This window comes from Achromobacter sp. 18P8.1.1, from assembly GCF_057799415.1.
Genome location: NZ_JBYOKH010000019.1, coordinates 15342 through 41348 on the forward strand (window position 1 = coordinate 15342; position 26007 = coordinate 41348).

The 26007-nt window shown below is 65.8% G+C and carries 25 protein-coding genes; 8 read left to right on the plus strand and 17 right to left on the minus strand.

Annotated elements, in window-relative coordinates; translation table 11 throughout:
• Positions 1–11: 11 nt before the first annotated feature.
• On the minus strand, positions 12–1397 hold the full coding sequence (locus AC27VE_RS14085; protein WP_488704210.1) for a heavy metal sensor histidine kinase: 1386 nt from the start codon (positions 1395–1397) through the stop codon (positions 12–14).
• A gap of 3 nt (positions 1398–1400) precedes the next feature.
• Positions 1401–2105: a heavy metal response regulator transcription factor gene (locus tag AC27VE_RS14090; protein ID WP_488704211.1), complete on the minus strand. Its 705-nt coding sequence runs from the start codon at positions 2103–2105 to the stop codon at positions 1401–1403.
• Between the two features lie 294 nt (positions 2106–2399).
• On the opposite strand from AC27VE_RS14090, the gene AC27VE_RS14095 reads away from it, so the two are divergent.
• Positions 2400–3551: a glycosyltransferase family 4 protein gene (locus AC27VE_RS14095; protein ID WP_488704212.1), complete on the plus strand. Its 1152-nt coding sequence runs from the start codon at positions 2400–2402 to the stop codon at positions 3549–3551.
• 45 nt (positions 3552–3596) lie between these two features.
• On the opposite strand, the gene AC27VE_RS14100 is transcribed toward AC27VE_RS14095, so the two are convergent.
• On the minus strand, positions 3597–4922 hold the full coding sequence (locus tag AC27VE_RS14100; RefSeq protein WP_006225727.1) for an MFS transporter: 1326 nt from the start codon (positions 4920–4922) through the stop codon (positions 3597–3599).
• A 97-nt stretch (positions 4923–5019) separates the two neighbouring features.
• On the opposite strand from AC27VE_RS14100, the gene pdxR reads away from it, so the two are divergent.
• Positions 5020–6534, plus strand: a complete 1515-nt coding sequence (gene pdxR / locus AC27VE_RS14105; protein ID WP_488704213.1) for a MocR-like pyridoxine biosynthesis transcription factor PdxR — start codon at positions 5020–5022, stop codon at positions 6532–6534.
• 24 nt (positions 6535–6558) lie between these two features.
• Here pdxR and AC27VE_RS14110 read toward each other — a convergent pair whose 3' ends face one another.
• The 4 genes from AC27VE_RS14110 to AC27VE_RS14125 all read right to left on the minus strand — a co-directional run bounded on the left by AC27VE_RS14110 (position 6559) and on the right by AC27VE_RS14125 (position 11369).
• Positions 6559–7887, minus strand: a complete 1329-nt coding sequence (locus AC27VE_RS14110) for an aspartate aminotransferase family protein (protein ID WP_488704214.1) — start codon at positions 7885–7887, stop codon at positions 6559–6561.
• Positions 7884–8966 (minus strand): phosphotransferase, encoded by a 1083-nt coding sequence (locus AC27VE_RS14115; protein WP_427957128.1) that lies wholly within the window; start codon positions 8964–8966, stop codon positions 7884–7886. Before AC27VE_RS14115 ends, AC27VE_RS14110 begins: the two co-directional genes overlap by 4 nt.
• A complete protein-coding gene (locus tag AC27VE_RS14120) occupies positions 8963–10261 on the minus strand; it encodes an ArgE/DapE family deacylase (protein WP_006225723.1) in 1299 nt (432 codons plus the stop codon). Before AC27VE_RS14120 ends, AC27VE_RS14115 begins: the two co-directional genes overlap by 4 nt.
• 145 nt (positions 10262–10406) lie before the next feature.
• Positions 10407–11369, minus strand: coding sequence for a GlxA family transcriptional regulator (locus AC27VE_RS14125; RefSeq protein WP_488704215.1), 963 nt, complete (start codon positions 11367–11369; stop codon positions 10407–10409).
• A 263-nt stretch (positions 11370–11632) separates the two neighbouring features.
• Here AC27VE_RS14125 and AC27VE_RS14130 point away from each other — a divergent pair, with 263 nt between their 5' ends.
• Complete coding sequence (locus tag AC27VE_RS14130) at positions 11633–11989, plus strand: DUF1428 domain-containing protein (RefSeq protein ID WP_315135523.1); 357 nt, start codon at positions 11633–11635, stop codon at positions 11987–11989.
• Between the two features lie 121 nt (positions 11990–12110).
• Positions 12111–12611: a VOC family protein gene (locus AC27VE_RS14135; RefSeq protein ID WP_315135520.1), complete on the plus strand. Its 501-nt coding sequence runs from the start codon at positions 12111–12113 to the stop codon at positions 12609–12611.
• Between the two features lie 7 nt (positions 12612–12618).
• Here the strand turns inward: AC27VE_RS14135 and AC27VE_RS14140 are convergent, their stop codons facing one another.
• Positions 12619–13131: a DUF1993 domain-containing protein gene (locus AC27VE_RS14140; RefSeq protein ID WP_088588958.1), complete on the minus strand. Its 513-nt coding sequence runs from the start codon at positions 13129–13131 to the stop codon at positions 12619–12621.
• Between the two features lie 141 nt (positions 13132–13272).
• A complete protein-coding gene (locus AC27VE_RS14145; RefSeq protein WP_488704216.1) occupies positions 13273–14289 on the minus strand; it encodes an extracellular catalytic domain type 1 short-chain-length polyhydroxyalkanoate depolymerase in 1017 nt (338 codons plus the stop codon).
• Between the two features lie 655 nt (positions 14290–14944).
• On the opposite strand from AC27VE_RS14145, the gene trhA reads away from it, so the two are divergent.
• Positions 14945–15589, plus strand: a complete 645-nt coding sequence (gene trhA, locus AC27VE_RS14150; protein ID WP_488704217.1) for a PAQR family membrane homeostasis protein TrhA — start codon at positions 14945–14947, stop codon at positions 15587–15589.
• 7 nt (positions 15590–15596) lie between these two features.
• Here trhA and AC27VE_RS14155 read toward each other — a convergent pair whose 3' ends face one another.
• Both AC27VE_RS14155 and AC27VE_RS14160 read right to left on the minus strand, forming a co-directional pair.
• A complete protein-coding gene (locus AC27VE_RS14155) occupies positions 15597–16784 on the minus strand; it encodes an FAD-dependent oxidoreductase (RefSeq protein WP_488704218.1) in 1188 nt (395 codons plus the stop codon).
• Positions 16785–16847: 63 nt separating this feature from the next.
• Positions 16848–17615, minus strand: a complete 768-nt coding sequence (locus tag AC27VE_RS14160; protein WP_488704219.1) for an AraC family transcriptional regulator — start codon at positions 17613–17615, stop codon at positions 16848–16850.
• A 122-nt stretch (positions 17616–17737) separates the two neighbouring features.
• Here AC27VE_RS14160 and AC27VE_RS14165 point away from each other — a divergent pair, with 122 nt between their 5' ends.
• The 3 genes from AC27VE_RS14165 (at position 17738) to AC27VE_RS14175 (ending at position 20018) form a co-directional block, all read left to right on the plus strand.
• A complete protein-coding gene (locus AC27VE_RS14165; RefSeq protein ID WP_488704220.1) occupies positions 17738–18556 on the plus strand; it encodes a sulfite exporter TauE/SafE family protein in 819 nt (272 codons plus the stop codon).
• Positions 18557–18785: 229 nt separating this feature from the next.
• Positions 18786–19178, plus strand: coding sequence for a DUF4168 domain-containing protein (locus tag AC27VE_RS14170; RefSeq protein WP_006225712.1), 393 nt, complete (start codon positions 18786–18788; stop codon positions 19176–19178).
• Positions 19179–19319: 141 nt separating this feature from the next.
• Positions 19320–20018, plus strand: coding sequence for a glutathione S-transferase family protein (locus AC27VE_RS14175; protein ID WP_488704221.1), 699 nt, complete (start codon positions 19320–19322; stop codon positions 20016–20018).
• Here the strand turns inward: AC27VE_RS14175 and AC27VE_RS14180 are convergent, their stop codons facing one another.
• The 6 genes from AC27VE_RS14180 to AC27VE_RS14205 form a co-directional block, all read right to left on the minus strand.
• Positions 20019–20780: an ABC transporter permease gene (locus AC27VE_RS14180; RefSeq protein WP_006225709.1), complete on the minus strand. Its 762-nt coding sequence runs from the start codon at positions 20778–20780 to the stop codon at positions 20019–20021. It lies immediately after the preceding gene.
• Positions 20777–21700: an ABC transporter ATP-binding protein gene (locus AC27VE_RS14185; protein WP_006225708.1), complete on the minus strand. Its 924-nt coding sequence runs from the start codon at positions 21698–21700 to the stop codon at positions 20777–20779. The genes AC27VE_RS14180 and AC27VE_RS14185 overlap by 4 nt, the downstream gene beginning before the upstream one ends.
• Positions 21701–21795: 95 nt before the next feature.
• A complete protein-coding gene (locus tag AC27VE_RS14190) occupies positions 21796–22734 on the minus strand; it encodes a dihydrodipicolinate synthase family protein (protein WP_488704222.1) in 939 nt (312 codons plus the stop codon).
• An 8-nt stretch (positions 22735–22742) separates the two neighbouring features.
• Complete coding sequence (locus tag AC27VE_RS14195) at positions 22743–23915, minus strand: L-rhamnonate dehydratase (RefSeq protein WP_006225706.1); 1173 nt, start codon at positions 23913–23915, stop codon at positions 22743–22745.
• Positions 23916–23924: 9 nt separating this feature from the next.
• Complete coding sequence (locus tag AC27VE_RS14200; protein WP_488704223.1) at positions 23925–24953, minus strand: 4-hydroxythreonine-4-phosphate dehydrogenase PdxA; 1029 nt, start codon at positions 24951–24953, stop codon at positions 23925–23927.
• Positions 24954–24960: 7 nt separating this feature from the next.
• Positions 24961–25947, minus strand: coding sequence for a Bug family tripartite tricarboxylate transporter substrate binding protein (locus tag AC27VE_RS14205; protein WP_488704224.1), 987 nt, complete (start codon positions 25945–25947; stop codon positions 24961–24963).
• Positions 25948–26007: the final 60 nt, after the last annotated feature.

A 26007-nucleotide genomic window follows, 5' to 3' on the forward strand; every position in this document is an offset into this window, starting at 1 on the left:
TCCATCGACGCTCAGTGCGCGCCCGGCGCCGGCCGGCACGCCATGGTGAACCCAAAGGTGTTGACCCCGTTTTCGCTGCGCACGAACACGTCGCCCTGGTGGATCGACGCGATGGCCTTCACGATGGACAGGCCCAGACCGTGGTGCTTGTCGCTTTGCGTGCGTGCCGATTCCACCCGGAAGAAGCGTTCGAACAGGCGCGGCAGCGATTGGGCGTCGATGGGCTCGCCCACATTGGAAACGCACACTTGGGCCATGCCGGCCTGCGCTTGCATCGCGACCGCGACGTCGGTCCCCGGCTTGGCGTAGAACGCCGCGTTTTCAAGCAGGTTCGCCAGCGCCCGGTGGAACAGCCTGCGGTCGATCAGCGCCCGCGCATCGCCCCTGAGCGTCACCGTCAGGTTCTTGTCTCCGAACAGCGGTTCGACATACTCCGTGGTCTTGGCGGCCTCTTCGCGCAACGACACATCGCTCAGGTCCATCGCCATGCGGCCGACTTGCGCGTGCGACAGGAACAGCATGTCGTTGATGATGGACGTCATGCGCTCAAGCTCCTCCAGGTTGGACTGGAGCAGCTCCTTGAATTCGTGCACGTCCTTGCCCACCGCCAAGCCCAATTGGGTTTGCCCCACCAGGTTGGTCAGGGGCGTGCGCAGTTCGTGGGCCACATCGGCGTTGAAGCTCTCAAGCTGGCGCCACGCGACCTCTTGCCGTTCCAGCACGCCGTTGAACGACACCGCCATGTCCTTGATTTCCGAGGGCAGATGCTCGGTACGCAAGCGCTGGCCGGAGTTTCCCGGCGCCAGACCGTGGGCTTGCGCACTCAGCCGCCTGACCGGGAACAGGCCCAGGCGGGCGATGAAGTAACCCAACAGCGCGACGAACAGGGTGCCGGCGACCGACATGCCGACGAGCGTGCTGGTGAAGGCGCCCAACGTCTCCATATAGGGCGTGGAATCCAGCGCGACAATGAAGCGGACCTCGGGGCGGCTGCCGACAGGCGGCAGGGTCGTGACGAAGACATTCAGCGGGCGGCAGTCGCCTTCAAGCGGCAGCGTGGAATAGCCGTCGGGCACGGCGCGCCAATCCACGCCCCGTGGTGCGTCGACGCCGTAACGGTAAAAAGGGTCTTCGCTGACCACCCAGTGCTGCGCGTCGGGACCGTCGTCCGGCGCCAGGGCGTTGAGCTTGTTGATGACTTTCGCCCAGGACGCTTGCGAATCGCGCGACATCAGCCAAGGATCCAGCAGTGAGTGGCGCAATTCCAGTTCGTTGCGCATCTGCTGCTGCAACGATGCTTTCAACGATCCATGCAGCAGCACCGCACATACCGACACGATCAGCACCACGGACAGGCCGAACATCAACGCCAGGCGCGTCGAGATGGACGCCCTCATCGTTCAGTCGACCGGTTGCGCCACACCGGGCACATCGCGGCTTTCCAGCAGATAGCCCATGCCGCGCACCGTATGCAGCAGCTTGTTGTCGTAGGGCGCGTCGACCTTGACCCGCAAACGCCGCATGGCCACTTCGACCACATTGGCATCGCTGTCGAAATTCATGTCCCAGACCTGTTCTGCGATCATCAGCTTGGAGAGGATCTCGCCTTCGTGCCGGGCCAACAGGCTGAGCAGCGCAAACTCCTTGGCCGTCAGGTCCAGCCGCTGGCCGCCGCGCATCGCCCGGCGCGCCATCATGTCGACCTGCAGGTCGGCAACCTGAAGCAAGGTGGATTCGCCGCTAGCGCCCGCGCCCCGGCGCAACAGCGCCTGGATACGCGCCACCAGTTCCGTGAACGAGAACGGCTTGGGCAGATAGTCGTCGGCGCCCTTGCGCAGCCCTTTGACCCGCTCATCGACCGAGCCCCGCGCCGACAGCATGAGCACGGGCGTCTTCTTGCGTGCACGCAGCAGTTCCAGGACGGTGTAGCCGTCGTGGCCGGGCAGCATGACGTCCAGGATGATGCCGTCGTAGTCCTGCTCCAACGCCAGGAACAGACCCTCGGTGCCGTCGTCGGCCACATCCACGGTGTAGCCCAGTCCGGTCAGGCCGCGTTTGATGTACGAGGCCGTCTTGGCCTCGTCTTCCAGTAGTAACAGGCGCATTTTCTTCGAGGGCCTTCTCAGTAGGTCTTGATTGGACGCGGCTGCCGCCGGGTTCCACCGCCGGTACGCCCCCCTGCGCCGGCGACAACGGCGCGCCGTCACTCTAGCCCGGCAACCCCGTCAAGAACATGACCTGAACCTGACGCAATTGTCAGCAAGGGTTTTGTCAGTTTTTTGACGCCCTCCCGTCAGCAGCGGGTCACGCTAGGGTAAGTCGAGCCTGACTAGAGTGCCAGGAATCCAAACCTTCAAGCAAGTGCCGCCCGCCTTGCGGGCGCCCTGCGCCTGGCGACCATGAAAATCCTCTACACCAACTACCACAAGGGCGATGGCGGCGGGCACACCACCTATCTCACCACCCTGATCCAGCATCTGGGACCGCGGTATCACGTCACCCTGGCCGCGCCGCAGGCGAGTCGCCTGTACCGGGAAACGCGACAGGCCGGCCTTGCCGAAGCCATGGCGGTGAACTATTCCAGCCGGATCTGGCACACGCCCGCCCTGGTATCGCGCCTGGCGGACATCATGGCGGCCGGGGAGTTCGACATCGTGCACGTCAACGGGTCGCTGGACCACCGCTGCGCGATGCTGGCCAGGATGAAGCTGGCTGGACCGGGGCCGCGGATCGTCTATACCAAGCACGACAACCATGCGGTCTCCGGGCTGGGATCCTTTCTGCGCGCAAGCCTGGCCACCGATCACGTGATCGCCGTCTGCGAAGACACGCATCGGAAACTGCAGCGATCGGCCTACGCACGGCGCCCCATCTCGACGGTGAAGAACGGCGTGGACACCGACCGGTTCCAGCCCTATCCGCAGGCGGCGGGCGCCAGCGTGCGCAGCAGTTGGCCCGTCCGCACGGCGGGCCGCCTCGTCATCGGCAGCAATGCCGGCACCGCCCCATACAAGAACTGGCTGCATATGGTGCAAGCCGTCTCCCTGCTGCCCGCGCCCTTGCGCGAACAGGTGCTGGTCGCGGTGGCCGGGCAGCCGCCCACCGTCGAGCAGCAGGCCCGCGTCCTGGCGCTGGGCATGGCGGACCACGTCTATTACGCGGGCCACCTGTCCGATGTGCGGCCGTTCGTGGCGGCGCTGGACATCGGGTTTGTGCTGTCGACCCGGATCGAGACCATTTCGTTCGCCTGCCGCGAAATGATGGCGATGGGCAAGCCGGTGATGGTCAGCCGCTACGCGGGCCTGCCCGAAAACATCACCGAGGGCGTTGACGGCTGGGTGGTGGATCCCGGGTCGCCGGCCGCCATCGCGCAATGCCTGGCGCAGATCCTGACGCAACGCGAACGCCTGCGCACCATGGGCCAGGCGGCGCGCGCGAAAAGCCTGGCCGAGTTCGGCGTCCAGCGTTTCGTCGGCCGCACGCTGGACATCTACGATCGCGTGCTGGCCACCAACCATCAACGTGCCAGGGCGGCGGGCACGTCGCATTGATCACGGCTACGAACCCGGACGCGCCTCAGCGCGTAGCCGGCCAACTCACGACCGCTGCGGCGTCAGGTTGCGGTTGCGGGCCGCGGCGCGCGCGGCGTCGCGCTCGTCCGTGGGCAGGTACACCGCGCACAGGAAGTTCGCGCCGGCGATGACGGCGAACATCAGCGCCAGGGGCGGCCAGTTCAGGCCGAACTTGTGCGCCACCCACAGCCCCACCAGCGGCGTGGTGCCACCGAAAATCGCGCCGCAAAGCTGGAAGCTGAGGGAAATGCCGGTATAGCGCATCTCGATCGGGAACGCGCGCGGCAGGTATGGGGCCAATACGGCGTAATAGGCGCCGATCAGGAAGATGGCCACGAGGATGCCGATCGCAATGTTGGTGATGTTGCCCGTCAGGATGAGCATCATCATCGGCACGGACCACAACGTCGCCAGCGCCGTCACGTACACGAGGAAGCGGCGCTCGCCGATCTTCATCGCGATGTAGGAAGCCAGCGGGAAGCTGATCAGTTCGACCACGCCTGCCCAAGTCACCACGTCCAGGATCTGCGGGCGGGTGATGTTCAGGTACGTGGTGGTGTAGGTGATCATCAGGGTCGTCACGAAGTAGAACCCCGAAATTCCCAGGAGGCACAGGCCGATTCCCAACGCCAGCGCGCGCTTGCGCTCGCGCAGCACCAGGCCGATCGGCGCAATGTGCTCCTTGCGCTTTTCCTTCAGCCGCTCTTCCATTTCCGGGCTTTCGTTCACGCCGCGGCGGATGATGAAGGCCACCAGGACCAGCAGGCCGCTCACGATGAAAGGCAGGCGCCAGCCCCAGCTCAGGAAGTCTTCCTTGGGCAGGTCGGAGACGATACGGAACACGCCGGTGGCGAGGATCAGGCCGATGGGGCTGCCGTATTGCGGCGCGGACGCCAGCAACGTGCGCCATTTGGGCGGCGCGTGCTCGGCCGCGATCAGCACGGCGCCTCCCCACTCGCCGCCCACGGCGATGCCCTGCACCAGCCGCAACGCCACCAGCAGGATGACCGCTGCCAGGCCAATGGAGTGATACGACGGCAGCAGCCCGATCAACGTGGTCGCAATGCCCATCACCATCAGAGTGATGATCAGGCTCTGCTTGCGGCCGACGCGGTCGCCCAGGTGGCCAAAGATCAATGCGCCGAACGGGCGCGCGAAAAAGCCGATGGCGAATGTGCCCAGCGAAGCCAGCGTACCCATGAAGGGATCGTCGGTCGCGAAAAACACGTCGCCAAACACCAGCGCCGCGGCGGTGGCGTAACAGTAAAAGTCATACCACTCGATCATGGTGCCAAAGAATGCTGCCGAAGCTGCGCGAACCGGCTGGCGCCGGCTGCTCTTGCTGTCCATTTAATTCCCCTTGTATGCCTTGATGGCTGTGATTGACGATAGCAGCGACTGGCTATATCTTGTATAGCCACAAACGCCAATGTTCTAAGGCCACTTGATGAAAGAAGTGCTCCTCTCTGATCTCCTGGCCGGGGCCCTCTCGCGGGAATCCGAGCTGCCCTTGCAACGGCAGATCTACGAGATCGTGCGCCGCGGCGTGCTCGACCACACCCTGGTCGCCGGGCAGCGGCTGCCGTCCTCGCGAGCGCTGGCTGAAGAGCTCGGGATTTCACGCATTACGATCTCCCTGGCTTACGACAGGCTGATCGCCGAGAGCTATCTCACCGCCCGCGAGGGCAGCGGCACTTTCGTCGAACACACCGGCGAGCGTCCGCTGGCGGCGCCTTCCCCGGAAACGGCGGCCCGCCAGCGCCTGGGGCTGTCCACCCGCGGCGAAGTCACGGGCGGCGGCACGGGCGGACTGGGACAGCACACGGGCGCCTTCGTGCCGGGCATCGCGGACGCGACGCTGTTCCCTTTCCATGTCTGGAAGCGGCTGCTGTCGCGCCACCTGGGCAAATCCAACCTGGCGCTGGCGGGCTATTCCAAGGACGGTGCGGGCTTCGTGCCGCTGCGCGAGGCCATCGCGAACTACCTGCGCATTTCGCGCTCGGTCGTCTGCCAGCCGGAACAGGTCATCCTGACGGCCGGCACCCACCAATCCATCGACCTCTGCGCGCGCCTGCTGGCCGACACCGGCGACGCCGCGCTGGTGGAAAGCCCCTGCCACTGGGCCTTTCCGCCGCTGCTGACCGCCGCGGGCATCCGCGTGCAACCCGCCCACGTCGACGAAGGCGGGCTGAATCTGTCCGCCAGCAAGGTGCCGAAGCGCGCGCGCCTCGTGATCAGCAGCCCTTCTCATCAATATCCCACCGGCGTCGTCATGCCGCTGGCGCGCCGTCTGGAACTGCTGCAAGCCGCGCGCGCAAGCGGGCTGTGGATCATCGAAGACGACTACGACAGCGAATTCCGCTACGACGGCGCGCCGATTCCGTCCCTGCAGGGCCTGGACACCGATGGCCGCGTCATCTACATGGGCACGTTCAGCAAGACCATGTTCGCCGGCCTGCGGATGAGCTACATGGTCGTTCCGGAACATATCGCGCACGCGTTCTCCAACGCCTGCGCGCGCATCTACCGGCCGGGGCACTTGCATCTACAGGCCGCGCTGGCGGATTTCATGAACGACGGGCATTTTTCGCAGAACATCAAGCGCATGCGGCTGGAATACGCGGAACGTCAGCGCCTGCTGCGGGAAGAACTGTTACGGCAGGTCGGCCCGATGGTCGAACTGTCGCAGGCCCGGGCGGGGCTGCACGTATACGCGCGCCTGTCACCGCAGGTGTCGGTGTCGCAACTGGTCGCCCACGCGCAGGCCGAGAACATCGTGCTGGGCCAGCCCCACTTCCTGCCCGATCATGCCCAGGGCGACCGCAACGCCGTGGTGCTGGGCTATGGCGGCGTGCCGGGATCGCAGATCCCGGCTGGCGTGGAACGCTTCGCGCGCGCGCTTGACCGCGCCAGCAGCCCCGCGCCCGCAGCCCGGCCCAGGCGCCGCCGCGCGGCGGCCTGAACGGGCCTCCGCGCGAGTCCTTGCCTACAGCTTGGCAAACACCTCGTCGGCCGCCTGCATCAACTGATCCGCGTTCTCCAGGCTGAACGGCAACTGCGGCCGCAGCTTGATGACGTTGCCGCGCAGGCCGGTAGCGCTCAGCAGCACGCGGTGTTCGCGCATCAAGTTCACGAATCGATGCGTCTCTTCGGTGGCCGGCGTTTTGGCCGCCTGGTCCTTGACCAGTTCGATGCCCATGAACAGGCCGTCGCCGCGCACATCGCCGATCCAAGCATGCTTGCGCGCCATCTCGCGGAACTTATCCCGCAGATAGGCGCCCGTGCGCGCCGCGTTGGCCTGCAGGCCTTCGTCCTGGATGACATCCAGCGTCGCCAGCGCCGCCGCGCACGACACCGGATTGCCACCGAACGTGTTGAAGTAGCGCGCATCGCGGCCGAAGCGCTCGAAGATCTCGGGACGCGCCACCACACCGGCTATCGGATGACCGTTGCCCATGGGCTTGCCCATGGTGACGATGTCGGGCACCAGGCCATGGCGCTGGAAGCCCCACATGCACGAACCGGTGCGCGCGAAACCCGCCTGCACTTCGTCGGCAATGAACAGCCCGCCCGCGGCGCGGATGGCCTCGACGGCGGGCGCCAGGAACGGCGCCGGATCGGTATAGACCCCGTCGCTGGAGAAGACCGTATCCACCAGCAGCGCTGCCGGACGGATGCCATGGCGCAGCATATCGTCGATGGCCTCCTGCACCCGGGCGGCAAACCACACGCCGATCGTCGCGGGATCGTGCCGGTAGGTGTCGGGCGCGCTCACGGCACGCACGTCCACGCCCAACGGCACGGTCTTGCCCAGCGAGGGCGACACCGCGGCGACAGCGGCCGTAACGCCGTGGTAGGCCAGTTCCGTCACGATGACGCCGCTGGCGCCCGTGTGGCTGCGCGCAATGCGCAGCGCCAGGTCGTTGGCCTCGCTGCCGGTGCACGTGAACATCGCTTGCGACAGCGCGGACGGGAACGTGGCCACGAGGCGCTCGGCGTATTCCACCACGCCGTCGTGCAGATAGCGCGTGTGCGTGTTCAGCATCGCGGCCTGCTCGGCAATGGCGGCGACCACGCGCGGATGGCTATGGCCCACCGACGCCACATTGTTGTAGGCGTCCAGGTAGCGTTCCCCGGCAGCGTCGTAGAGCCACACGCCTTCGCCGCGCACGATGTGCAGCGGATTGTCATAGAACAGCCGGTAGGCCGTTCCGAGAACGCGCTGGCGCCGTTCGATCAGGGCGCGCTCGGCGGCGGGCAGGCTGCCGGCGGCAGCGGGGTCGAACGCGTTCAACATGGCCTTGTCTTTGCTCATGCAGGATTCTCCAAAGTGGCGCCGCAGGCCCGCGACAGAATGTCCCGGGCGCGCCCTTGCGGCAAGGCCGCCAGTCGCGCCAGGCCGATCCAGGCCGGAGCGTTGTTGCGCAGGATGTAGGTACGGTTTTCGGGGTGCTGCTTGGCTCGCCAGCCCGTGATGGCCACGGTTAGCAGCAGGCGCGCGGCAATCAGGTCCGGCAGCAGCGCGATCTCCGGATCCGTCAGCGGATTCATGCGGTGGTAGCGGGCCACGCACAGCGCAGCGCGATCCAGCGGGCTGGCCGAATCTTCCAGCAGGTATGAGCAGGCCACCGCAAGGTCCTGCACGAGCGGCGCCTGCACCATATCGCCGAAATCGAGAATGGCGGAAATACGGTCAGGCTGCGCCGCGTCCACCAGGACGTTGTAGGGGTTCAGATCATTGTGGATGACCTGGCGGCGCAAGCCCGGCAGCGCCGGCTGCACATGCGCCATGAACCGCGCCAGGGTGCGCTCGGCCAGCGCGCGCTGGTCGGCGTCTTCGATGCCGGCCAGCAGATCCGCCACCTGTTCCGCGTGCTGCAGGTCCCACAGCAGCGTGTGGTTCGCAGTCGGATGCTCGAACCCCCGCAGGGCCAGATCGAAGCCTGCGAGCGCGTGGCCCAGGGCCTGCGCCTGCGACGCGCTGCGTGGGGTCCTGTAGAGCGGCGTGCCGGACAGAAAGGTGATCACCCGGATGGCGCGGCGCACCCCCGCCGGCCCGTCGTGCCAATGCACGTAGCGGCCGTCGCGCGTCAACAGCAGGTGCGGCACCGGCAGGCTGCTGTCGGCATGCATCAGATGCAGCTGCGCCTGCGTCTGGAAGTCCGTCACCGCCGGATCCTCGGCGGGATGCGTGGCTTTCAGGACATAGGCGCTGCCATCGTCCAAGCGCAGGTGAAAATTCTGGTCACGCTCGCTGCTGAGCAATTCCGCCTGGGCGCGCAGCCCGAAGACGTCCCAGGCAATCGCGCGGGCATCGTCGATGGTCAGTTTCGGGGCTTCGGCCGCAAAGAGCGCCTGTTCGGCCGTGGGGGTCGCGGTGCTGCGGATCGTCATGCGGCGATCTCTTCCAGGCCGCACCATTCGGCAATGAACAATGCGATGGTCTGCGTCACCTTGCGCACCGATTCCAGGTTCACCGATTCGTCGTTGCCGTGCGGCATGCGGCATTCCGGGCCGTAGACGATGGCCGGCGTATCCGCGTAGAGGCCATAGAACCGGGCGTCGGTCGCGGCCGAGGTGACGTATTCCTGCAGCGGTTCGTTGAAGACCGCCTCATGGCTGACCCGCAGCGCCGCCTCGACGTCCTCGGAATCCTTCAGTTCATAGCCTTCGGCCATGAAGCCGTGGTAGATCACCTTGGGCGGGTGCTTGGCGAGGAAGGGATCGCGCGCCGCCACTTCCGCGACGAACGCTTCGATCTCCGCGCGGGCGGCCTCCAGGCTCTGGCCCGGGAACACCGCGACGCGCATGTCGAAGGTGCACCAGGCGGGCACGCTGGAGGGCCAGTCGCCGCCGGCGATCTTGCCCAGGTTGAAGCGGATGGGATGCGGATGGTTGCAGAAATGAGTGTGCTCGCATTTGCGGCCATTCCAGCGTTCTTCCAGTTCGTCCATCGCCTGGATCATGAAGATGGCTTTCTGGATGGCGTTGGCGCCCGCGCCCGAGAACGCCGCCGACGCGTGCTGGGGGTCGCCGTCGACCTGCACCTGGAACCACATGGGCCCGACCTGGGCGCGCATCAGCATCGGCAGCAGCGGTTCGGGAATGAATGCGGCATCGGCGCGGTAGCCGCGCTGCAGGCAGGCCAGCGCGCCGTTGCCGGTGCACTCTTCTTCCACCACGGATTGCAGGAACACGTCGGCCGCCGGCTGCAGCCCCACCCGGCGCAGCGCGTCCAGCGCCGCCATGCAGGCGATGAGGCCCGATTTCATGTCGCCCGCGCCGCGTCCGTGCATCCAGCCGTCGATGATGGCGGGATCGTAGGGGTCGCGGCTCCATTGCGACCGGGGCCCCACGGGCACCACGTCGATATGGCCGTTCAGGATCAGCGACCGGCCTTGGCGGGTGCGCGAGCGGTGGGTGCCTACCACGTTGAATGCGTTGTCGTATGAGATGGCTACCGGCGAGAAACCCGGCATGTGCTTGATGGCGTCGATGTCGATCTGCCAGCGGTCCACGTCATAGCCGCGCGCCGCGTACTGCGCCGCCATGAAATCCTGCGCGGCCGCCTCTTCGCCGCGCTGCGAGGGAATTCGGACCAACTGCGCCAGCGTATCGGTCTGGTCGGCATAGCCGTCATTGACGGCCGCGAGAATGCGCGCTTTCAGCGCTTGGGTCAGCTCGGGCATGGATGTTCCACGGTTAGGGACAATGCCAAAGATGATAGGGGTAATTGGCGCTAAGTCAGATAGCCAATCCCAAGCAGTTCATATAGCCACTTTTGGGCATTCCCCATGCGGGGTATCTGCGCCAGGATCTCATTCGTGCGCAGGGTCACTGATAGCGTTCGCGATAGCCCACCGGAGACATGCCACAGTACTTACTGAAGATGTCGCGAAACGCCTTCGTGTCGTTGTAGCCGACCTCGTACATCACTTCCGACACGCTCTTGCGCGAGGTTTCCAGCCGCTTCTTCGCCGCTTCGACACGGACCCGCTGCACGTATTCCACGATGCTGTTGCCGGTGGCCTGCCGGAACCGCCGTTCCAAGGTGCGGCGGCCCATCGCATGGCGCTCGGCCAGGTCTTCCACGGTGATCTTTTCCGTGTAGCGGCCTTCGATGTCATTCTGCACGGCGCGCACGACGTCATCGGCGTGGCCCTTCTGGCCCATGAACACCGAGAACGGTAGCTGGCTCTGGCGGCTCCAGTCCAGCTGGAAGTACTTGGCGCACCAGATGGCGGTATCGCGATCCGTGTATTTCTCGATCAGGTGCAGCACCAGATGCGCGGCCGAAAACGCGCCGCCGCTGGTGTAGATGCCGTTGTCAGCCATGACGATCCGGTCGCAGACCCACTCCACGTTCGGGAACAGGCTGGCGTACAGGTTCTGCGCCACCCAATGCACCACCGCCTGCTGGCCGTCCAGCACCCCGCCCGCCGCCAGCAGCGCGGCGCCCATGCACAGGCTGGCGACTTCGCCGCCGTCGCGGTGGTGGCGCGACAACCAGTCAATCAGTTCACGGTTTGACAACACGGCGTCGGACACGGCGCCCAGCAGCGGCGGCGCGATGCAGATGTCGATGTCCGGCTGGTCGGCCAGCACCAGGTCGGCCTGCACCTTGATGCGGCCGTCGTCCAGGCTAACCTCGCGGGTCAACGCCAGCGTGCGCACCAGGAACCGCGGTTCGCGGCCATGCGCGACCAGATACTCATTGGCTACCAGAAAGCCATGGCGCGCGGTTTCCAGGGAAGCGATATTGGCTCCCGTCGGCAAAAGGAAAGCGACGTTTTTCATCGCCGGGCAGCTCCGAAGATGCCCCCTGGGAAGAGGGCCACAAACCCGCGCAGCGGATGCGGCGCAGCGGCGTTTTTCCAGACGCCAAGCATACGCCTGCCGACTGTCGCAATCCACCCGCAAGAATGTCGCAATCCCCTATCTGAAACCGCCCCCAATCCCGATACAGTGACATCTGCCGGCATCCAGGCCGGCCAGCGGCGAGCGTGACCAGCGGGCATGCCCATCGCCCAATAGAACAACATGGATCAAAGGAGCGTTAGATGGAAAAGTACATAGATGGTTACCTGCTTGCCGTACCCCGCGCCAAGCTGTCGACGTACAAGAACATGGCGGAACAGGCCATGGCCGTCTGGATGGAGCACGGCGCGCTGGACTACCGGGAATGCGTGGCGGAAGACATCGACAGGGAGGGCTTCGGCTCATTCACCGCGGCCGCGGGCGCCAAAGAGGACGAAACGGTGGTGTTCGCCTGGGTCGTGTTCGAAAACAAGGCCGAACGCGACCGGATCAACGCTCTCGTCATGGCGGATCCCAGGTTGGCCGGCATGTCCTGCGAAGGCATTTTCGATTTCAAGCGCATGTGCCTGGGCGGCTTCAATACCTTGGTCGGCAAATAAAAATCGGGCGGCCTGTCGAAATCGGCCGCCCTCATTCGTCGTAGAGAAAGGAGGCGTCCGGACCGCATGGCATCCGGGCGCTCCGTCCCCCACTGATAGTCCACGATTCTGGAGACACACCATGGCTACGCCCGCAAAGAATCCCATCCCCGACGGCATGCACACGCTGACCGCGCACATCGTGTGCGAAGGCGCCTCGGATGCCATCGCCTTCTACAAGAAAGCCTTCAACGCCGAAGAGCTCGCGCGCTTGCCCGGGCCCAACGGCAAGATCATGCATGCCGCCATCCGTATCGGAGATTCCGTGCTGATGCTGATGGACGACTTCCCCGAATGGGGCAGCCTGGGCGCCAAGGCGCTGAAAGGCTCCCCGGTGACGCTGCATCTGTACATGAAAGACGTGGACGCGGCGATGAAGCAGGCCGTGGCGGCCGGCGCCACCGTGACGATGCCGGTGGCCGACATGTTCTGGGGCGACCGCTACGGCCAAGTCGTGGACCCCTTCGGCCACCGCTGGTCCATCGCCACGCATCAGTTCGATTATTCGCCCGAGGAAATCCAGCAGAACATGGCGAAGATGGGCGAAATGACCGGCTGCGGCGACCCGGCCGCCAAGCAGTAACGGCGGCTTACTGCGAATACGGCCCCAGGAAATCCAGCTTGCCGATTTTCACGCCGGCATTGCGCAAGATCGCGTACGCGGTCGTGACGTGGAAATAGAAGTTGGGCAGCGCGAACGTCAGCAGGTAGTCCTCGCCGGTGAACTCCGGCTTGAAGTCGCCGAAGTTCACGACGACCTTGCGGCTTTCCGCGCCGTCCACTTGTTCGGGCGTCACGCTTTGTAGATAGGCGATGGTGTCGGCGATGCGCTGCTGCAACTGCGCGAAGGTCGTCTCTTCATCCGGAAACTTCGGGGCCTGTCCCTGAGACAGGCGCTGCACGGCAAATTTGGCGGCATCGCTGGCGCGCTGGATCTGGCCTGACAGGGGATACATGTCGGGCGCCAGGCGCGCATTGACGAGCGAGGCGGGGTCGAGCCCTTCAGCCTGGGCATGGGCGACGGCCTTTTCCAGCAGGTCGGCCAGAACGGTCATGCCGCGAACGAAAACAGGCACGGACGCCCGATAAATAGAGAGGGACATAGCAGAGATTTCCAGAAAAGCCAGCCTGGGCGAAGCACGCGCTCCGCCTGCGTCAGGAATGCGGCGATCTTACGCCGCGCCCCGCTGTTTCCCCAGCCGGCGGCCTCGACAACTGCATTCCCGATTCGCGAACAATGGTGCCTACGGCGGCGATTGGCCGGCGCCCGTCCGGCGCAAGCCCTGGAAGAATCGCCACACCAGCGCCGAGGCATCGGGGCCGCCGCGCGCGTGGTATTTCACCGACCCATCGCCGCCGCTCCAGGCGTGCTCCACCCGCGTGATTTCACATAGGCGCAAGATCGTCTTGCGTCCGCGCAGCAAGTCCACGCGACGGTACGCCTTGTCGGTGCCCAGCCCCAGCACGCGCTCGACCGGCACGTCTTCCGGGCTCAGGTCGTTCAACGCACGGAACTGTTCGAACAGCTGCTTGCCGTTGCGGGGCGCCACCGTCGGGTCCAACTGGCCTTGCAAAATCAACGCGGGCATGCCCAGACGGAATACAGCGGGGTTGGCCACGCCTTCCAGCAACGGCAGCAAGGGCTTGAGACTGCCGCGCCGCATGGTGCCGATGCCGCCCGTGGCGCTATGGGCATCGCCCACGACCGGGCCGGAATGCATGGCCACGGCGGCGATCAACGCAGGATGCCGCAATGCCACCAACGCCGCCATGCCCGCCCCCGCGGACAGGCCCGCGATGTAGACCCGCTCCGGGTCCAGCCCGTGCCGCGCGACTTCCGATCGGATCAGCGCCGCGATCAGGTCGGCCTCGGCGCCCCCATGCTGGTCATCGGGCTGGAACCACCGCCAGCAGCGCTGGACCTGACGCGTCATGGATTGCTGCGGGTACAGCACCATGAAACCGCCTGCGTCGGCCCACTGATTCATGCGCGTGCCGCGGGCAAATGCCAGCGACGTCTGGCGGCATCCATGCAGCATCACCACCAGCGGCATGCCGGCGCGTGGCGCAGATACCGGGGTGTAACGCGCGAAGGTCAGTTGACGCCCCGCGCCGTCAGAGAATTGCCGCGACGATTCCCAACGGCCGCCGCCCCATGAAGGCGCGGCCGGCTGGCGGGGCGTGGCGGCCGGCGGCGCCGGCTTGGGTGCCGCCTTGCGTACCGACGTGGTTCGCTTCCTGGCGGCCTTGGGGGCTGCCATGCGCATCGCGGCGCGCTGGAGTTTGCTTAGTTTCTTTGCGGCTTTGAAAAACAGGCTGGTAAAACTGCGCGCCATTGCTAGGCCTCGGCCAGTAAACCTTCTCGACTTCGCGTCGGCGTCTAGACGCCGCGGGGCCGCTCGCTGCGGCACGCCGGCCATCGCGCCCGCAAGGTCACGGACGCCTGGATCTCAGAATCTTGGAGCCGGACCGGGACCGCCCGTCAACAATTGCAGACAGGAGATCAACGCAACGGCGATCGTAAGGATGGACAATACCCTGACCACTTTACTGGAGTCGGGACGCGTCAACATGGCTGTCATCCGCGTAACGATGTATGCCCCAACCATAAGGCCAATTGCCGGAATCATCGGTGCCTCCCCTAAGAGTTTCTGTTGCGGCCGCGCGGTCGCGCAGTTCGCGGACGCGAGCCCGGGAAAAAGAACGTACACCGCCTCTGCGGACGGATTTATTTCTGCGTGAAATGTATCACAGAGTAACTTCGCAGCCGCGCATTGCTACGCGCCGACCCCTTGTGCGATTTGCACAAGATCAAGCCGGCCCGCATCAATCGCTCCCAACTGCGCGCGGCCGCTTGAGCGCGCCGCGCAAAGCGCCTATGGTGGAAGCCTTGCACCAACACAACAAGACGCATTCATGTTTCCCAACGACAGACCCCAGACCCTGGGCGAAGAAATCGCCAACACCATCAGCCATGGGGTGGGTGCGGCATGCGCCCTCGCCGCTGCGCCCTTCCTGATCATTGCCGCCGTCCGCCAGGGTGACGCCGCCTTCATCGCGGGGGCCGCCGTCTTCGCGGCATCGATGTGCCTGCTGTACCTGGCCTCCACCATCTACCACGCGCTGCCGCTATGCCGCGCCAAGCAGATCTTCAACGTGCTGGACCATTCGGCCATCTACCTGCTGATCGCCGGCACCTACACACCTTTTGCGCTGGGCGCGCTGCGCGGCCCGTGGGGCTGGACCCTGTTCGGCCTGGTCTGGGGGCTGGCCCTGCTGGGCGTGGGGCTGAAGGCCAGCAAGCGCCTGAATCGCCCGGCCGTCTCGACGGGCCTCTACCTGGCGATGGGCTGGCTGGTGATCATCGCCGTGAATCCGCTGATCGAGCGCGTGCCCTCGGGCGGGCTGTGGTGGCTGGTGGCCGGCGGCCTGGCCTACACGGGCGGTGTGGTGTTCTTCGTGTTCGACAACCGCTGGCGCTACAGCCACTTCATCTGGCACCTGTTCGTGCTGGCCGGCACCGTGTGCCATTTCTTCGCGGTGCTGTGGTACGCGGCCTGACGCGCCGTCAACGGCGGCGGCCCGCGCCCGCCTCCGGCATCGCCAGCAGCCCCCGCTTCATCAACCCGCGCACACCAGGCACCAGCAGCGAACCGCCGAACAGCAGGTCGCGCCACAAGCCCGGACCCGACGACTGGAAACACGGCGTCAGGGCGCGGCTCAGCGTCTGATACATGCGCGACGGCAGCAGCCGGCTGCGTGCATAACGCGCCGGCCCCTCCGCGGCGCCGTACTGTCCCAGCGCGCGGGCCAGCGCCAGCGCGTCCAACACCGCCAGCGTCGCGCCCAGCCCCAATTGCGGGCTCATCGCATGACCGGCGTCCCCCACCGCACAGTAGGGTCCGGCGGCCAGTCCGCGCGGCCACGTGTGGCGGTAGGTGGCCACAGACAGATCCTCATGCCGGGACACTTGGTCCACGACCGGCGCGGCTTCAGGCCACAGCGCCAGCAACTGATCTTTCCACTGCCCGATGGGCGCGGCGCGCCAAGCGGGCAAGGCGTCATGACGGATGCTCCAGAACAGTGACAGGCGCACGCCCTGCGGTCCGATGTCGGTAGGCAGCAGCCCCATCATCTGACGCGTGCCGCGAAAGCGCTGCAAAAGCTGCGTGGCCCCCGGCCAGTCCGGCGCCCAGAACTGCCCCCACAGCGCGCCCCATCGGTAGACGCGGGACTTGCTGGCCAATCCCACCTGTTCACGCAGCGCGGACGCCGCGCCATCGGCCACCACGAACACGTCGAAGGTGGATTCCGCCTGGCTGGCGCCGTCGCCATGAACCACACGCGCCCTACCCGCCTGGTTGTCCAGCGTCTGGACCGGACAGCCGAACGAGAATGCGACGCCCGCACGCCGGCAGGCGTCGAACAGCACGCCGCCCAATGCCGCCCGGGTCAACGCGCGAGCGCCATCGCCCGCGTAATCGATATCGACAACGCGCCAGCCGCGATGCGACACCCCCAGCAGGCGGTCGATCGGCGCGCCCACATTCAGCGCGTCCACGTCCACCCCAAGCGTACGCAGCGCGCGCACGCCGGGCGGCTGCAGCAGCAGGCCCGCGCCCAGGGTCGTGAAACCCGGGTGCTTTTCAAAGACGCGCACCTGATGCCCGGCCTGCGCCAGGGCGAGCGCAGTCGACAGCCCGGCGCTGCCGGCGCCGGCGATCCCAACGGAAAGCGGTGATTGCGACAAGGTCATGGAATCCGTATCGGCGGTCGGCCCGTCACGGGCCGACATTCGTGCGGCGATAGTACCAACACACTAGTCCTGCCGCAGGTACTCCGTTGGGGGGCTTCCCAGCACGCGGCGAAACATCGTGGAGAACGCCGCCGGGCTTTGATAGCCGAAGTCCAGTGCGATGGTGGTAACCGGCTGCCCGGACGCCAGGCGCGCCAGCGCCAGCACCACACAGGCGCGTTGCCGCCACGCCGAAAAGGACATGCCCGTCTGCTGCCGGAAGTGGCGGCTGAAGGTGCGCAGGCTCATGTGCAAGCGGTCGGCCCATGCCTGGGGCGGCACACGCGCATCGGGCGCGGCGATGAAGCCGCGGCACAGCGAGGCCAGACGCTTGTCTTGCGGCAGTGGAATATGCAGGGGCAGCACGGGCGCGCGATCGACCTCGTGCAGCAGCAAGGCCGCCAACGCGCCGTCACGGCCGTCCGGCTCATAGGCGGCAGGCATGTCCACGGCTTCCAGCAGCAGTTGCCGCAACAGCGGCGACACCTCAATCACCTCGCAGGCGTCGCGATCCGCGCGCGCGGCGCCGGGCTCGATGTACGCGCTGCGTGTGCTGACGTCCAGCATGCGCACCTGGTGCATCACGCCCGCGGGTATCCACACGGCGCGCTGCGGGGGCACCACCCAGTTGCCGTCGCGGGTCTCCACCTGCATGACGCCGGTGGCGCCGTACAGCAGCTGCGCGCGCCGGTGCGCGTGGGCCGGCAGCAACTGGCCAGGCGGATAGTCGTTGCCGATGGCGACCACGGCGCGGTCCAGCGAGTCGTAGCGGTCGATATGGGTATTGCGCATGGCGGACAGAGTGAGCAACCTGGCAGGCTTGGCCGAAATACGAACATTATTGACCAATCCTATAAAGCAGGCCAATACCGGCCGCCGTATCGTGACGGCTTCTCTGCGAAAGGATGGAAGGCATGCTTTATCTCGTACTGGCTTTGTTCGGCTGCGTAAGCGGCGTCACCACGGTCCTGTTCGGTTTCGGCGGCGGCTTTGTCGTGGTGCCGGTGCTGTACGGCGTGCTCACCGCTACGCACGGCGCGGGCGACGCCATCGGCCAATCCGCCATGCATATCGCGGTAGCGACGTCCACCTGCGTCATGATCGTGAATTCCATCGCCGCAACGCGCAAGCATCAGCGCGCCGGCAACATCGTGCGCGCCTACGTCTGGCCGCTGGCCGGCTTTATCGCCGTGGGCGCCCTGCTGGGCGCGTGGGCCGCGACCCGCGCCAGCGGCGACCTGGTGCGCTGGATCTTCATCGCCTACCTGGGTGTGACGATCCTGGACTGCCTGCTGCGCCAAGGTTTCCTGGCGCAGCAGCATGACACGCAGGCGCCGCAGCCCTTGGGACAGGGCGTCGTGGTGGGCGGCGGCGTGGTCATCGGCGCCATCGCCACCTTCCTGGGGGTGGGCGGCAGCGTGATGACCGTGCCCTTGCTGCGCCGGCGCGGCCTGCCCATGGCCAAGGCGGCGGCAATGGCCAACCCGCTGACGCTGCCGGTGGCCATCGTGGGCACGCTTGCGTACATGGCGGCGGCGCGCGGCCTGCCGGCCGCGCTCGCGCCGTGGATCGTCGGCTATGTCGATCTGCTGGCTTTCGCGGCATTGGCCCTGGGTTCGCTGGCAGGCATCCGGCTGGCCGCGCCGTTGATTCCCCGCATTCCCGACCGCTTGCACGCCCGCGTCTACGTCCTGCTGCTGGCGCTGGTGATGCTGAGCATGGTGCTGATCTGACCGTTCGGCACGCGAACCGCGCTGCAACGCACAAACCTAAAGACACATCGCGACCAGCAGCGACTACGAAACCGCGCAAAACGTTTCCGCCGCCGCCCCTGGGACCGCCCTCCCGCAGCGCGCCTGGATCTCGTGGCCTGCCGACACAGGAAAACACATCGCGAAACTTGTCCCACGGCACGTCCCGTCGTCATCATGGTCGGACATTCAACCGGAACAAGGAGGTTTCATGCAGCGTTCCACTTACGCATTCCTATCCGCCGCCATTCTGACGACGGCGCTGTCCGGTGCCCCCGCCCTGGCGCAGAACGCCAGCCAGCCGCCGGCTCAACCGCAGATGGCCCCCGCCATTTCGCAACCCACCGACCAGCAGCTGCAACGCTTCGCATCGGCATCGCAGAAGGTGTCCGGCGTGGTCGACGAATACCGCCCCAAGGTCGACGCCGCGAAGTCGGACGACGCCAAGCAGAAGGTGGTGCAGGAAGCGGACGCCAAGATGGTGCAGCTGGTGCGTGCGGACGGACTGACCGTCGAAGAATTCAATGGCATCGGCCAGGCCGTGCAGCAGGACCCGCAGTTGAAGCAGCGGGTCATGAACATGAGCCAGGGCGCGCCGAAGTAACCCAGGGCCGGACCGGGGATTGTCCGGCCTGCGCCACGCGTCTTCGGGCACGTGGCGCTTTTTCTTGCGCGCCGCAACGCGCCGGACGCGTTATCCTGACTGCCGTCCTTATCCACTGGCACGTCCAAGGAGCGCGGCATCTTGAACCCGGATCTCACCCTGTACGATTTGGCCGGCGCCGACGCGTCGCTACGCTTCAGCCCGCATTGCTGGAAAACGCACATGGCGCTGGCCCACAAGGGCCTGTCCGCCAAGACCGTGCCCTGGCGCTTCACCGAAAAGGAAGCGATCGACTTTTCCGGCCAGAAGCTTGTTCCCGTGCTGGTGCACGACACCCATGTCGTCAGCGATTCGTGGCAGATCGCCTGCTATCTGGAAGACACGTTTCCCGAGCGGCCGTCATTGTTTGGCGGCGCGGGCGGGCGCGCCGTCACCCTGTTCACGAACGCCTGGGCGGATACCACGCTGGTGCCGGTCCTGGCGCGCCTGCTGCTGCCCGCCATCCACGGCCTGATCCATGAGAAAGACGTGGACTACTTCCGCGCATCGCGCGAAAAGCGCTTCGGCAAGCTGGAAGACCTGCCTGCGGGTTACGCCGACCAGATCGCGGCGTTGCGGGCGGCGCTGCTGCCGCTGCGGCTGACGCTCGCCAAGCAGCCCTACCTGGCGGGCAGCCAGCCTGGCTATGCCGACTACGCGGTGTTCGGCATGTTCATGTGGGCCCGCTGCACCAGCCCGCTCGTGCTGCTGGCCGAAGACGACCCCGTCCATGCCTGGCGCGAACGGCTGCTTGATGCCTTTGACGGCATGGCCCGCCGCGCGCCGGTAGCCGCTGGCTGATCAGGTCTTCAGCCGGTAACCCGTCTTGAAGATCCAGCGTACGCCGATCAGGCAGGCCACGAGGAACACCAGCGTCATACCGACGCTGACACCCACGCTGACATCCGACACACCGTAGAACGCCCAGCGGAAGCCGCTGACCAGGTAGACCACCGGGTTGAACAAGGTGGCGGTCTGCCAGAACGGCGGCAGCATCTTGATGGAATAGAAGGTGCCGCCCAGGAAGGTCAGCGGCGTGATGATCATCAGCGGGATGATCTGCAGCTTCTCGAAGCCATCGGCCCACACGCCGATGATGAAGCCGAACAGGCTGAACGTGACAGCCGTCAGCACCAGGAAGCCCAGCATCCAGATCGGGTGCGCGACCTCGAACGACACGAACAGGCGCGCCGTGGCCAGCATGATCAGCCCCAGGATGATGGACTTGCTGGCGGCGGCCCCCACGTAGCCCATGACGATCTCCACATACGAGATGGGCGCCGAATGGATTTCGTAGATGGTGCCCGAGAACCGCGGCATGTAGATGCCGAAGGACGCGTTGGCGATGCTTTGCGTCAAGAGCGACAGCATGATCATGCCCGGCACGATGAACGCGCCGTAGCTGACCCCGTCGATCTCGACCATGTGCGAACCGATGGCCGAACCGAACACCACGAAGTACAGCGACGTGGAGATAACCGGCGACAACACGCTTTGCATCAGCGTGCGCCAGGCCCGGGCCATTTCAAACAGGTAGATAGCGCGGATGGCGTAGAAGTTCATGATTGACCGTGTACCAGGCTGACAAAGATATCCTCAAGCGAGCTTTCCGATGAATTCAGGTCCGTGAATTCGATCTGGAGCCGGCTCAGGTCGTGCAGCAGCTGGGAAATCTGGCCGCCGCCCTGGTTGTCGTAGGTGTAGACCAGCTTGTAGCCATCGCTGGACAAGTCCAGCTGATAGGCGTCCAGCGCGGTCGGGATGCCCGGCAACGGCGCTTTCAAGGTCAGGCTCAGCTGACGCTTGCCCAGCTTGGCCATCAGCGCGTCCTTTTCTTCGACCAGGATGATCTCGCCCTTGCGGATCACGCCGATGCGGTCGGCCATTTCCTGCGCTTCTTCAATGTAATGCGTGGTCAGGATGATGGTGACGCCGCTTTCACGCAGGCGCCGCACCATTTCCCACATGCCGCGGCGCAGCTCCACGTCCACGCCCGCGGTGGGCTCGTCCAGGAACAGGATGGCCGGTTCGTGCGACAGCGCCTTGGCGATCATGACGCGGCGCTTCATGCCCCCGGACAACGCCATGATGCGGCTGTCCTTCTTGTCCCACAAGGACAGGTCGCGCAGCACCTTTTCGATATAGGCGGGGTTGGCCGGCTTGCCAAAGAGGCCACGACTGAACGTGACGGTGTTCCAGACGCTTTCGAACGCGTCGGTGGAAATCTCTTGCGGCACCAGGCCGATCTTGGAGCGCGCGGCGCGGAAGTCCGACACGATGTCGTGGCCGTCGGCCAGTACGCGGCCATCGCTGGGATTGACGATGCCGCAGATGATGCTGATCAATGTCGTCTTGCCCGCGCCGTTCGGCCCAAGCAAGGCGAAGATCTCACCGCGCTGAATTTCCAGGTTGACGCTCTTGAGCGCCTGGAACCCTGAAGCGTATCGTTTGGATAAGCCCTGAACTGATATAACCGGCTGCACACGAGCCCCCGACGTGATCGATAGCCGGAGATTTTACCCGCCACGCCGTTACAGCTTGTTCGGCGTGGCGGAACGCAGTGTTCCCGTTTCAGGGATTAACGCCCCCAGCGCAGCACCAGGGGGTCCAAGCGGCGGGCGGTGTCCAAGAGGCCCTGGCGGACCTCGGGGCGCATGGGCGGGAACGGATGCCGGGGCGCCTCGCAATCGATCACGCCGCCGGCCTTCATCAGCGCTTTGGCGGTGAGGATGCCGCCCTGCCGGTTTTCGTAGTTGATCAGCGGCAGCCAGCGCTCGTACAGGCGGTAGGCCTCATCGCGGCGGCCCGCGCGGTGTGCCTCGATAATGGGGCGGATGCCGTCGGCAAAGCCGCCGCCCGTCATGGATCCGGTGGCGCCCGCGTCCAGGTCGGGCAGCAGCGTGATGGCCTCCTCACCGTCCCAGGGCCCCTCCACCGCCGCCCCGCCCAGCGCGATCAGGTCGCGCAACTTGGAAGCCGCGCCCGCGGTTTCGATCTTGAAGTACGACACCTGCCGGATCTCGCGCGCCATCTTGGCCAGCAGCGCGGCGGACAACGGCGTGCCCGCCACCGGCGCGTCCTGGATCATGATGGGAATGTCCACCGCGTCCGACACCTGCTGGAAGAAGGCCTCGACCTGCGCTTCGGGCACGCGGATCGTCGCCCCATGGTAGGGCGGCATGATCATCAGCATGGCCGCGCCCTGGTCCTGCGCGCGCCGGCTGCGCGCCGCGCATACCTGGGTGCTGAAGTGCGTGGTCGTGACGATGACGGGCACGCGGCCCCCCACGTGTTCCAGGATGGTCCGCGTGAGCACCTCGCGTTCTTCGTCCGACAGCACGAACTGTTCGGAGAAGTTCGCCAGTATGCACAGGCCGTCCACCCCCGAGTCGATCATGAAGTCCACCGCCCGCTTCTGGCTGGGCAGGTCCAGTTCGCCCGCCTCGGTAAACGGGGTGGGCACCACCGGGAAGATGCCGCGGTAGCGCGGCGTGGGGTTCGTAGGGGTCGTTGTCATCCGCGGGCCTATTCGATGATGTTGAAATCGTTCAGATACTCGGTCTTCAGCGTCAGCCCCAGGCCCGGCTTATTGTCGTCCAGGTCGATGAAGCCCTCTTTGGCCACCGGCTCGCCGTCGAAGATGTAGTAGAACAGCTCATTGCCGACTTCCACGTCGAACATCGGGAAATACTCACTCATGGGCGAGGCCAGCGTGCTCATGGTGAGGTGGTAGTTGTGCATCTGGCCGGCGTGCGGGATGACCGGCACGCTGTAGGCCTCGCACAGCGCATTGATCTTGTGCGCCGCCGTAATGCCGCCCACGCGGTTCGTGTCGTACTGCACGACCGACACCGCCTTCCTGTCCAGCAGCTGCTTGAACCCATAAAGCGAGAACTCGTGCTCGCCGCCCGAGATCGGGATCGACGTCAGCTGGTTCAGTTCGGCGTAGCCGTCGACATCATCGGCGATGACGGGCTCTTCCAGCCAGCGGGGCTCGAACTTCTCAAGCTTGGGCAGAATGCGCTTGGCGTATTCCAGGTTCCAGCCCATATAGCATTCCAGCATCAGGTCCGTGTCGTACCCGATGACTTCGCGCACGGCCTCGACCGACTTCAGGTTCTCGACCACGCCCTTCTGCAGATGCGCCGGCCCGTAACCGAAGCGCATCTTGAACGCGGTGAACCCCTGGTCCAGATAGGTCTGCGCCTCGTCCTGCATCGCCTTCAGGTCGGTGCGGTACAGCTTGGAGTAGTAGACGGGGATCTTCTCCTTGGTGCGGCCACCCAGCAGCTTGAAGACAGGCTTGTTCACCGACTTGCCCAGGATGTCCCAGATGGCGAGATCGATGCCCGATATTGCCGCCATCGTCACGCCCTTGCGGCCCCAGGCGTGCGTGGCCCGGTACATGCGCTGCCACAGGTATTCGTAGTCCCACGGGTCCTGCCCCACGACCAGCGGCGCCAGGTACTGGTCGATGATGGCCTTGGCCACGCGCGGGGCCAGCGCCACATTGCCCAGGCCCACGATGCCGTCATCGGTTTCCACTTCGACGACGGTCCAGCCGTGGAAGCGGAACGTGCTCATGGTTTCCTGCTTGGAATACAGCAGGTCCATGGCGTTGGAGCAGAAGTTGCCCTGGGGCGGCACGGTCTTGCCGGTCCATTCGAAAACACGGGCGCGGACGGATTTGATCTTCATGTCGGGTTCCTACTTGGAAGACGGGAAACGGTGCGATACGCCCATGCGGCAGGCGATCTGGAAGGCTTGCCAGGTGGCCTCCACATTGGCGCGGCCCTGGCCCGCGATGTCGTAAGCCGTGCCGTGCGCAGGCGTGGTGATGGGGATCGGCAGGCCGCCCTGCACCGTCACCCCGCGCGCGAAGCCCAGCAGCTTGATCGCGATCTGCCCCTGGTCGTGGTACATGGTGACGATCGCCTGGAACTCGCCGGCCTGCGCTCTCAGGAAGATGGTGTCGGCGGGGAACGGTCCCTGCACGGGCAGCCCCTCCTCGTTCAGCTGGCGCACGGCGGGCGCGATAATGTCGACCTCTTCGCGGCCGCACGTGCCGCCGTCGCCGCCGTGCGGATTGAAGGCGGCCACCGCCACGCGTGGCGCGGTGATGCCGTTGGCCTCGAGCGACCGGTAGATCAGCCGCGTGGCCGCCTTGATGCCGTCGATGCTGAGCGCCGCTGCGGCGTCCTTCAGCGGAATATGCGAGGACACCCGCGACGTCCACAGCTCGCCCAGCGTGTTGAATTCACAGAAGTAGCCGGTGACGCCCAGGTACTGCGCGAAGTGGTGCAGTTCGTCGTCGTGCTTCAAGCCGCCCAGCTTCATGGCGAACTTGTTCAACGGCGCAAAACAGATTGCATCCACATGCCCGGCGCGCGCCGCATCCATGCAAACATCCAGCACGCGCAGCACCGACGCGCCGCCCGCCGCCTGGGGCTGGCCCACGGTGACCTGATCGGGCCGGATCGTATCCATCTCCAGCCACGCCGGCAGGCGGGTATCCGGCCGGTTGCGCACCGCCTCGATGCTGTCCACCGCCTGGGTCGCCACCTGAACGCCCGCCACGCGCTGGCCTTCGCGCCATAGCCAGGCATCGCCCACCAGCACGATGTTGGCGCGCTGGCAGGCCTCTGGCTTGGCAAGCAGGCGGGCGATCAGTTCGGCGCCGATGCCGGCGGGGTCGCCCAGGGTCAGGGCAATAACGGGTTGCGGTTGCGGGTTCATGCTGGGCTCATTCCACGGAAATGTTGTTCTTCTTGATGATGCCGGCGTAACGCTGGTTCTCGGTCTTGTGAAACTGCGCGAACTGTTCCTGGCTCATCGGGGTGATGTCCGCGCCGATCGCCAACAGGCGGGTCTGCGTTTCAGGCAGCGCCAGGATCTGGTTGACGTCGTCATGGATGCGTTTCTGGATGGCGGCGGGCGTGGCGCTGGGCATGTAAATGCCGTACCAGGCGCTCATCTCGACGCCGGGCACGCCGGCCTCGGTCATCGTCGGCACATCCGGCAATTGGGCGTTGCGCCGGGCGCTCAGCACGGCCAGCGCGCGCACTTTGCCGCTTTTGATGTGGGGGATGACGGACGACGCGGTCTCGAAGGCGATCTGCACCTGACCGCCCATCAGGTCCACCATGGCCGGACCGCTGCCGCGGTACGGGATGTGCGTCATCTGCACGCCGGTAGCGTCCTTGAACAGCTCCGCCGCGATGTGCTGGGTACTGCCGGAGCCGCTGCTGGCGAAGTTGTATTCGCCCGGCTTGCTTTTGAGCAGCGCGATCAATTCCTGCACCGATTTCGCGGGCACCTGGTTGTTGACGACCAGGATGTTGGGCACCGCGCCCACGAACACCACGGGCGTCAGGTCGCGGTCATTGTCGTAGCCCAGCTTCAGCAGATGGGGCGCAATCGCGTGGGCCGTCGACACGCCCATCACCATGGTGTGGCTGTCCGCCGACTTCGCGGCCAGATCCGCCGCCAGCGTGTTGGACGCGCCGGGCTTGTTCTCGACCACGACCGTCTGCTTGAGCATGGGCCCCAGCTTGTCGGCCACGGCGCGTGCCATGGCGTCGGTGCCGCCGCCGGGCGCCGACCCGACCAGCAGGCGCAGCGGTTTGGTGGGCCAATCGGCCGGTTGCGCCTGGGCGTGCGCGGGGCCGGGGGCCATGACGGACAGGCACAGGGCGCCCGCCGCCATCGCGGCCAATACGCGGATCTTCATGGTTGTCTCCTTGATGAATTCTTTGCCGCTGACGGGCAATTTGTTGTGAATGCATCTTAG

Excerpts from the sequence above, each read along its gene's own strand:
- AC27VE_RS14085 (WP_488704210.1), bottom strand. The coding sequence starts at position 1,397 with ATGAGGGCGTCCATCTCGACGCGCCTGGCGTTGATGTTCGGCCTGTCC.
- AC27VE_RS14090 (WP_488704211.1), bottom strand. The coding sequence starts at position 2,105 with ATGCGCCTGTTACTACTGGAAGACGAGGCCAAGACGGCCTCGTACATC.
- AC27VE_RS14095 (WP_488704212.1), top strand. The coding sequence starts at position 2,400 with ATGAAAATCCTCTACACCAACTACCACAAGGGCGATGGCGGCGGGCAC.
- AC27VE_RS14100 (WP_006225727.1), bottom strand. The coding sequence starts at position 4,922 with ATGGACAGCAAGAGCAGCCGGCGCCAGCCGGTTCGCGCAGCTTCGGCA.
- pdxR (WP_488704213.1), top strand. The coding sequence starts at position 5,020 with ATGAAAGAAGTGCTCCTCTCTGATCTCCTGGCCGGGGCCCTCTCGCGG.
- AC27VE_RS14110 (WP_488704214.1), bottom strand. The coding sequence starts at position 7,887 with ATGAGCAAAGACAAGGCCATGTTGAACGCGTTCGACCCCGCTGCCGCC.
- AC27VE_RS14115 (WP_427957128.1), bottom strand. The coding sequence starts at position 8,966 with ATGACGATCCGCAGCACCGCGACCCCCACGGCCGAACAGGCGCTCTTT.
- AC27VE_RS14120 (WP_006225723.1), bottom strand. The coding sequence starts at position 10,261 with ATGCCCGAGCTGACCCAAGCGCTGAAAGCGCGCATTCTCGCGGCCGTC.
- AC27VE_RS14125 (WP_488704215.1), bottom strand. The coding sequence starts at position 11,369 with ATGAAAAACGTCGCTTTCCTTTTGCCGACGGGAGCCAATATCGCTTCC.
- AC27VE_RS14130 (WP_315135523.1), top strand. The coding sequence starts at position 11,633 with ATGGAAAAGTACATAGATGGTTACCTGCTTGCCGTACCCCGCGCCAAG.
- AC27VE_RS14135 (WP_315135520.1), top strand. The coding sequence starts at position 12,111 with ATGGCTACGCCCGCAAAGAATCCCATCCCCGACGGCATGCACACGCTG.
- AC27VE_RS14140 (WP_088588958.1), bottom strand. The coding sequence starts at position 13,131 with ATGTCCCTCTCTATTTATCGGGCGTCCGTGCCTGTTTTCGTTCGCGGC.
- AC27VE_RS14145 (WP_488704216.1), bottom strand. The coding sequence starts at position 14,289 with ATGGCAGCCCCCAAGGCCGCCAGGAAGCGAACCACGTCGGTACGCAAG.
- trhA (WP_488704217.1), top strand. The coding sequence starts at position 14,945 with ATGTTTCCCAACGACAGACCCCAGACCCTGGGCGAAGAAATCGCCAAC.
- AC27VE_RS14155 (WP_488704218.1), bottom strand. The coding sequence starts at position 16,784 with ATGACCTTGTCGCAATCACCGCTTTCCGTTGGGATCGCCGGCGCCGGC.
- AC27VE_RS14160 (WP_488704219.1), bottom strand. The coding sequence starts at position 17,615 with ATGCGCAATACCCATATCGACCGCTACGACTCGCTGGACCGCGCCGTG.
- AC27VE_RS14165 (WP_488704220.1), top strand. The coding sequence starts at position 17,738 with ATGCTTTATCTCGTACTGGCTTTGTTCGGCTGCGTAAGCGGCGTCACC.
- AC27VE_RS14170 (WP_006225712.1), top strand. The coding sequence starts at position 18,786 with ATGCAGCGTTCCACTTACGCATTCCTATCCGCCGCCATTCTGACGACG.
- AC27VE_RS14180 (WP_006225709.1), bottom strand. The coding sequence starts at position 20,780 with ATGAACTTCTACGCCATCCGCGCTATCTACCTGTTTGAAATGGCCCGG.
- AC27VE_RS14190 (WP_488704222.1), bottom strand. The coding sequence starts at position 22,734 with ATGACAACGACCCCTACGAACCCCACGCCGCGCTACCGCGGCATCTTC.
- AC27VE_RS14195 (WP_006225706.1), bottom strand. The coding sequence starts at position 23,915 with ATGAAGATCAAATCCGTCCGCGCCCGTGTTTTCGAATGGACCGGCAAG.
- AC27VE_RS14200 (WP_488704223.1), bottom strand. The coding sequence starts at position 24,953 with ATGAACCCGCAACCGCAACCCGTTATTGCCCTGACCCTGGGCGACCCC.
- AC27VE_RS14205 (WP_488704224.1), bottom strand. The coding sequence starts at position 25,947 with ATGAAGATCCGCGTATTGGCCGCGATGGCGGCGGGCGCCCTGTGCCTG.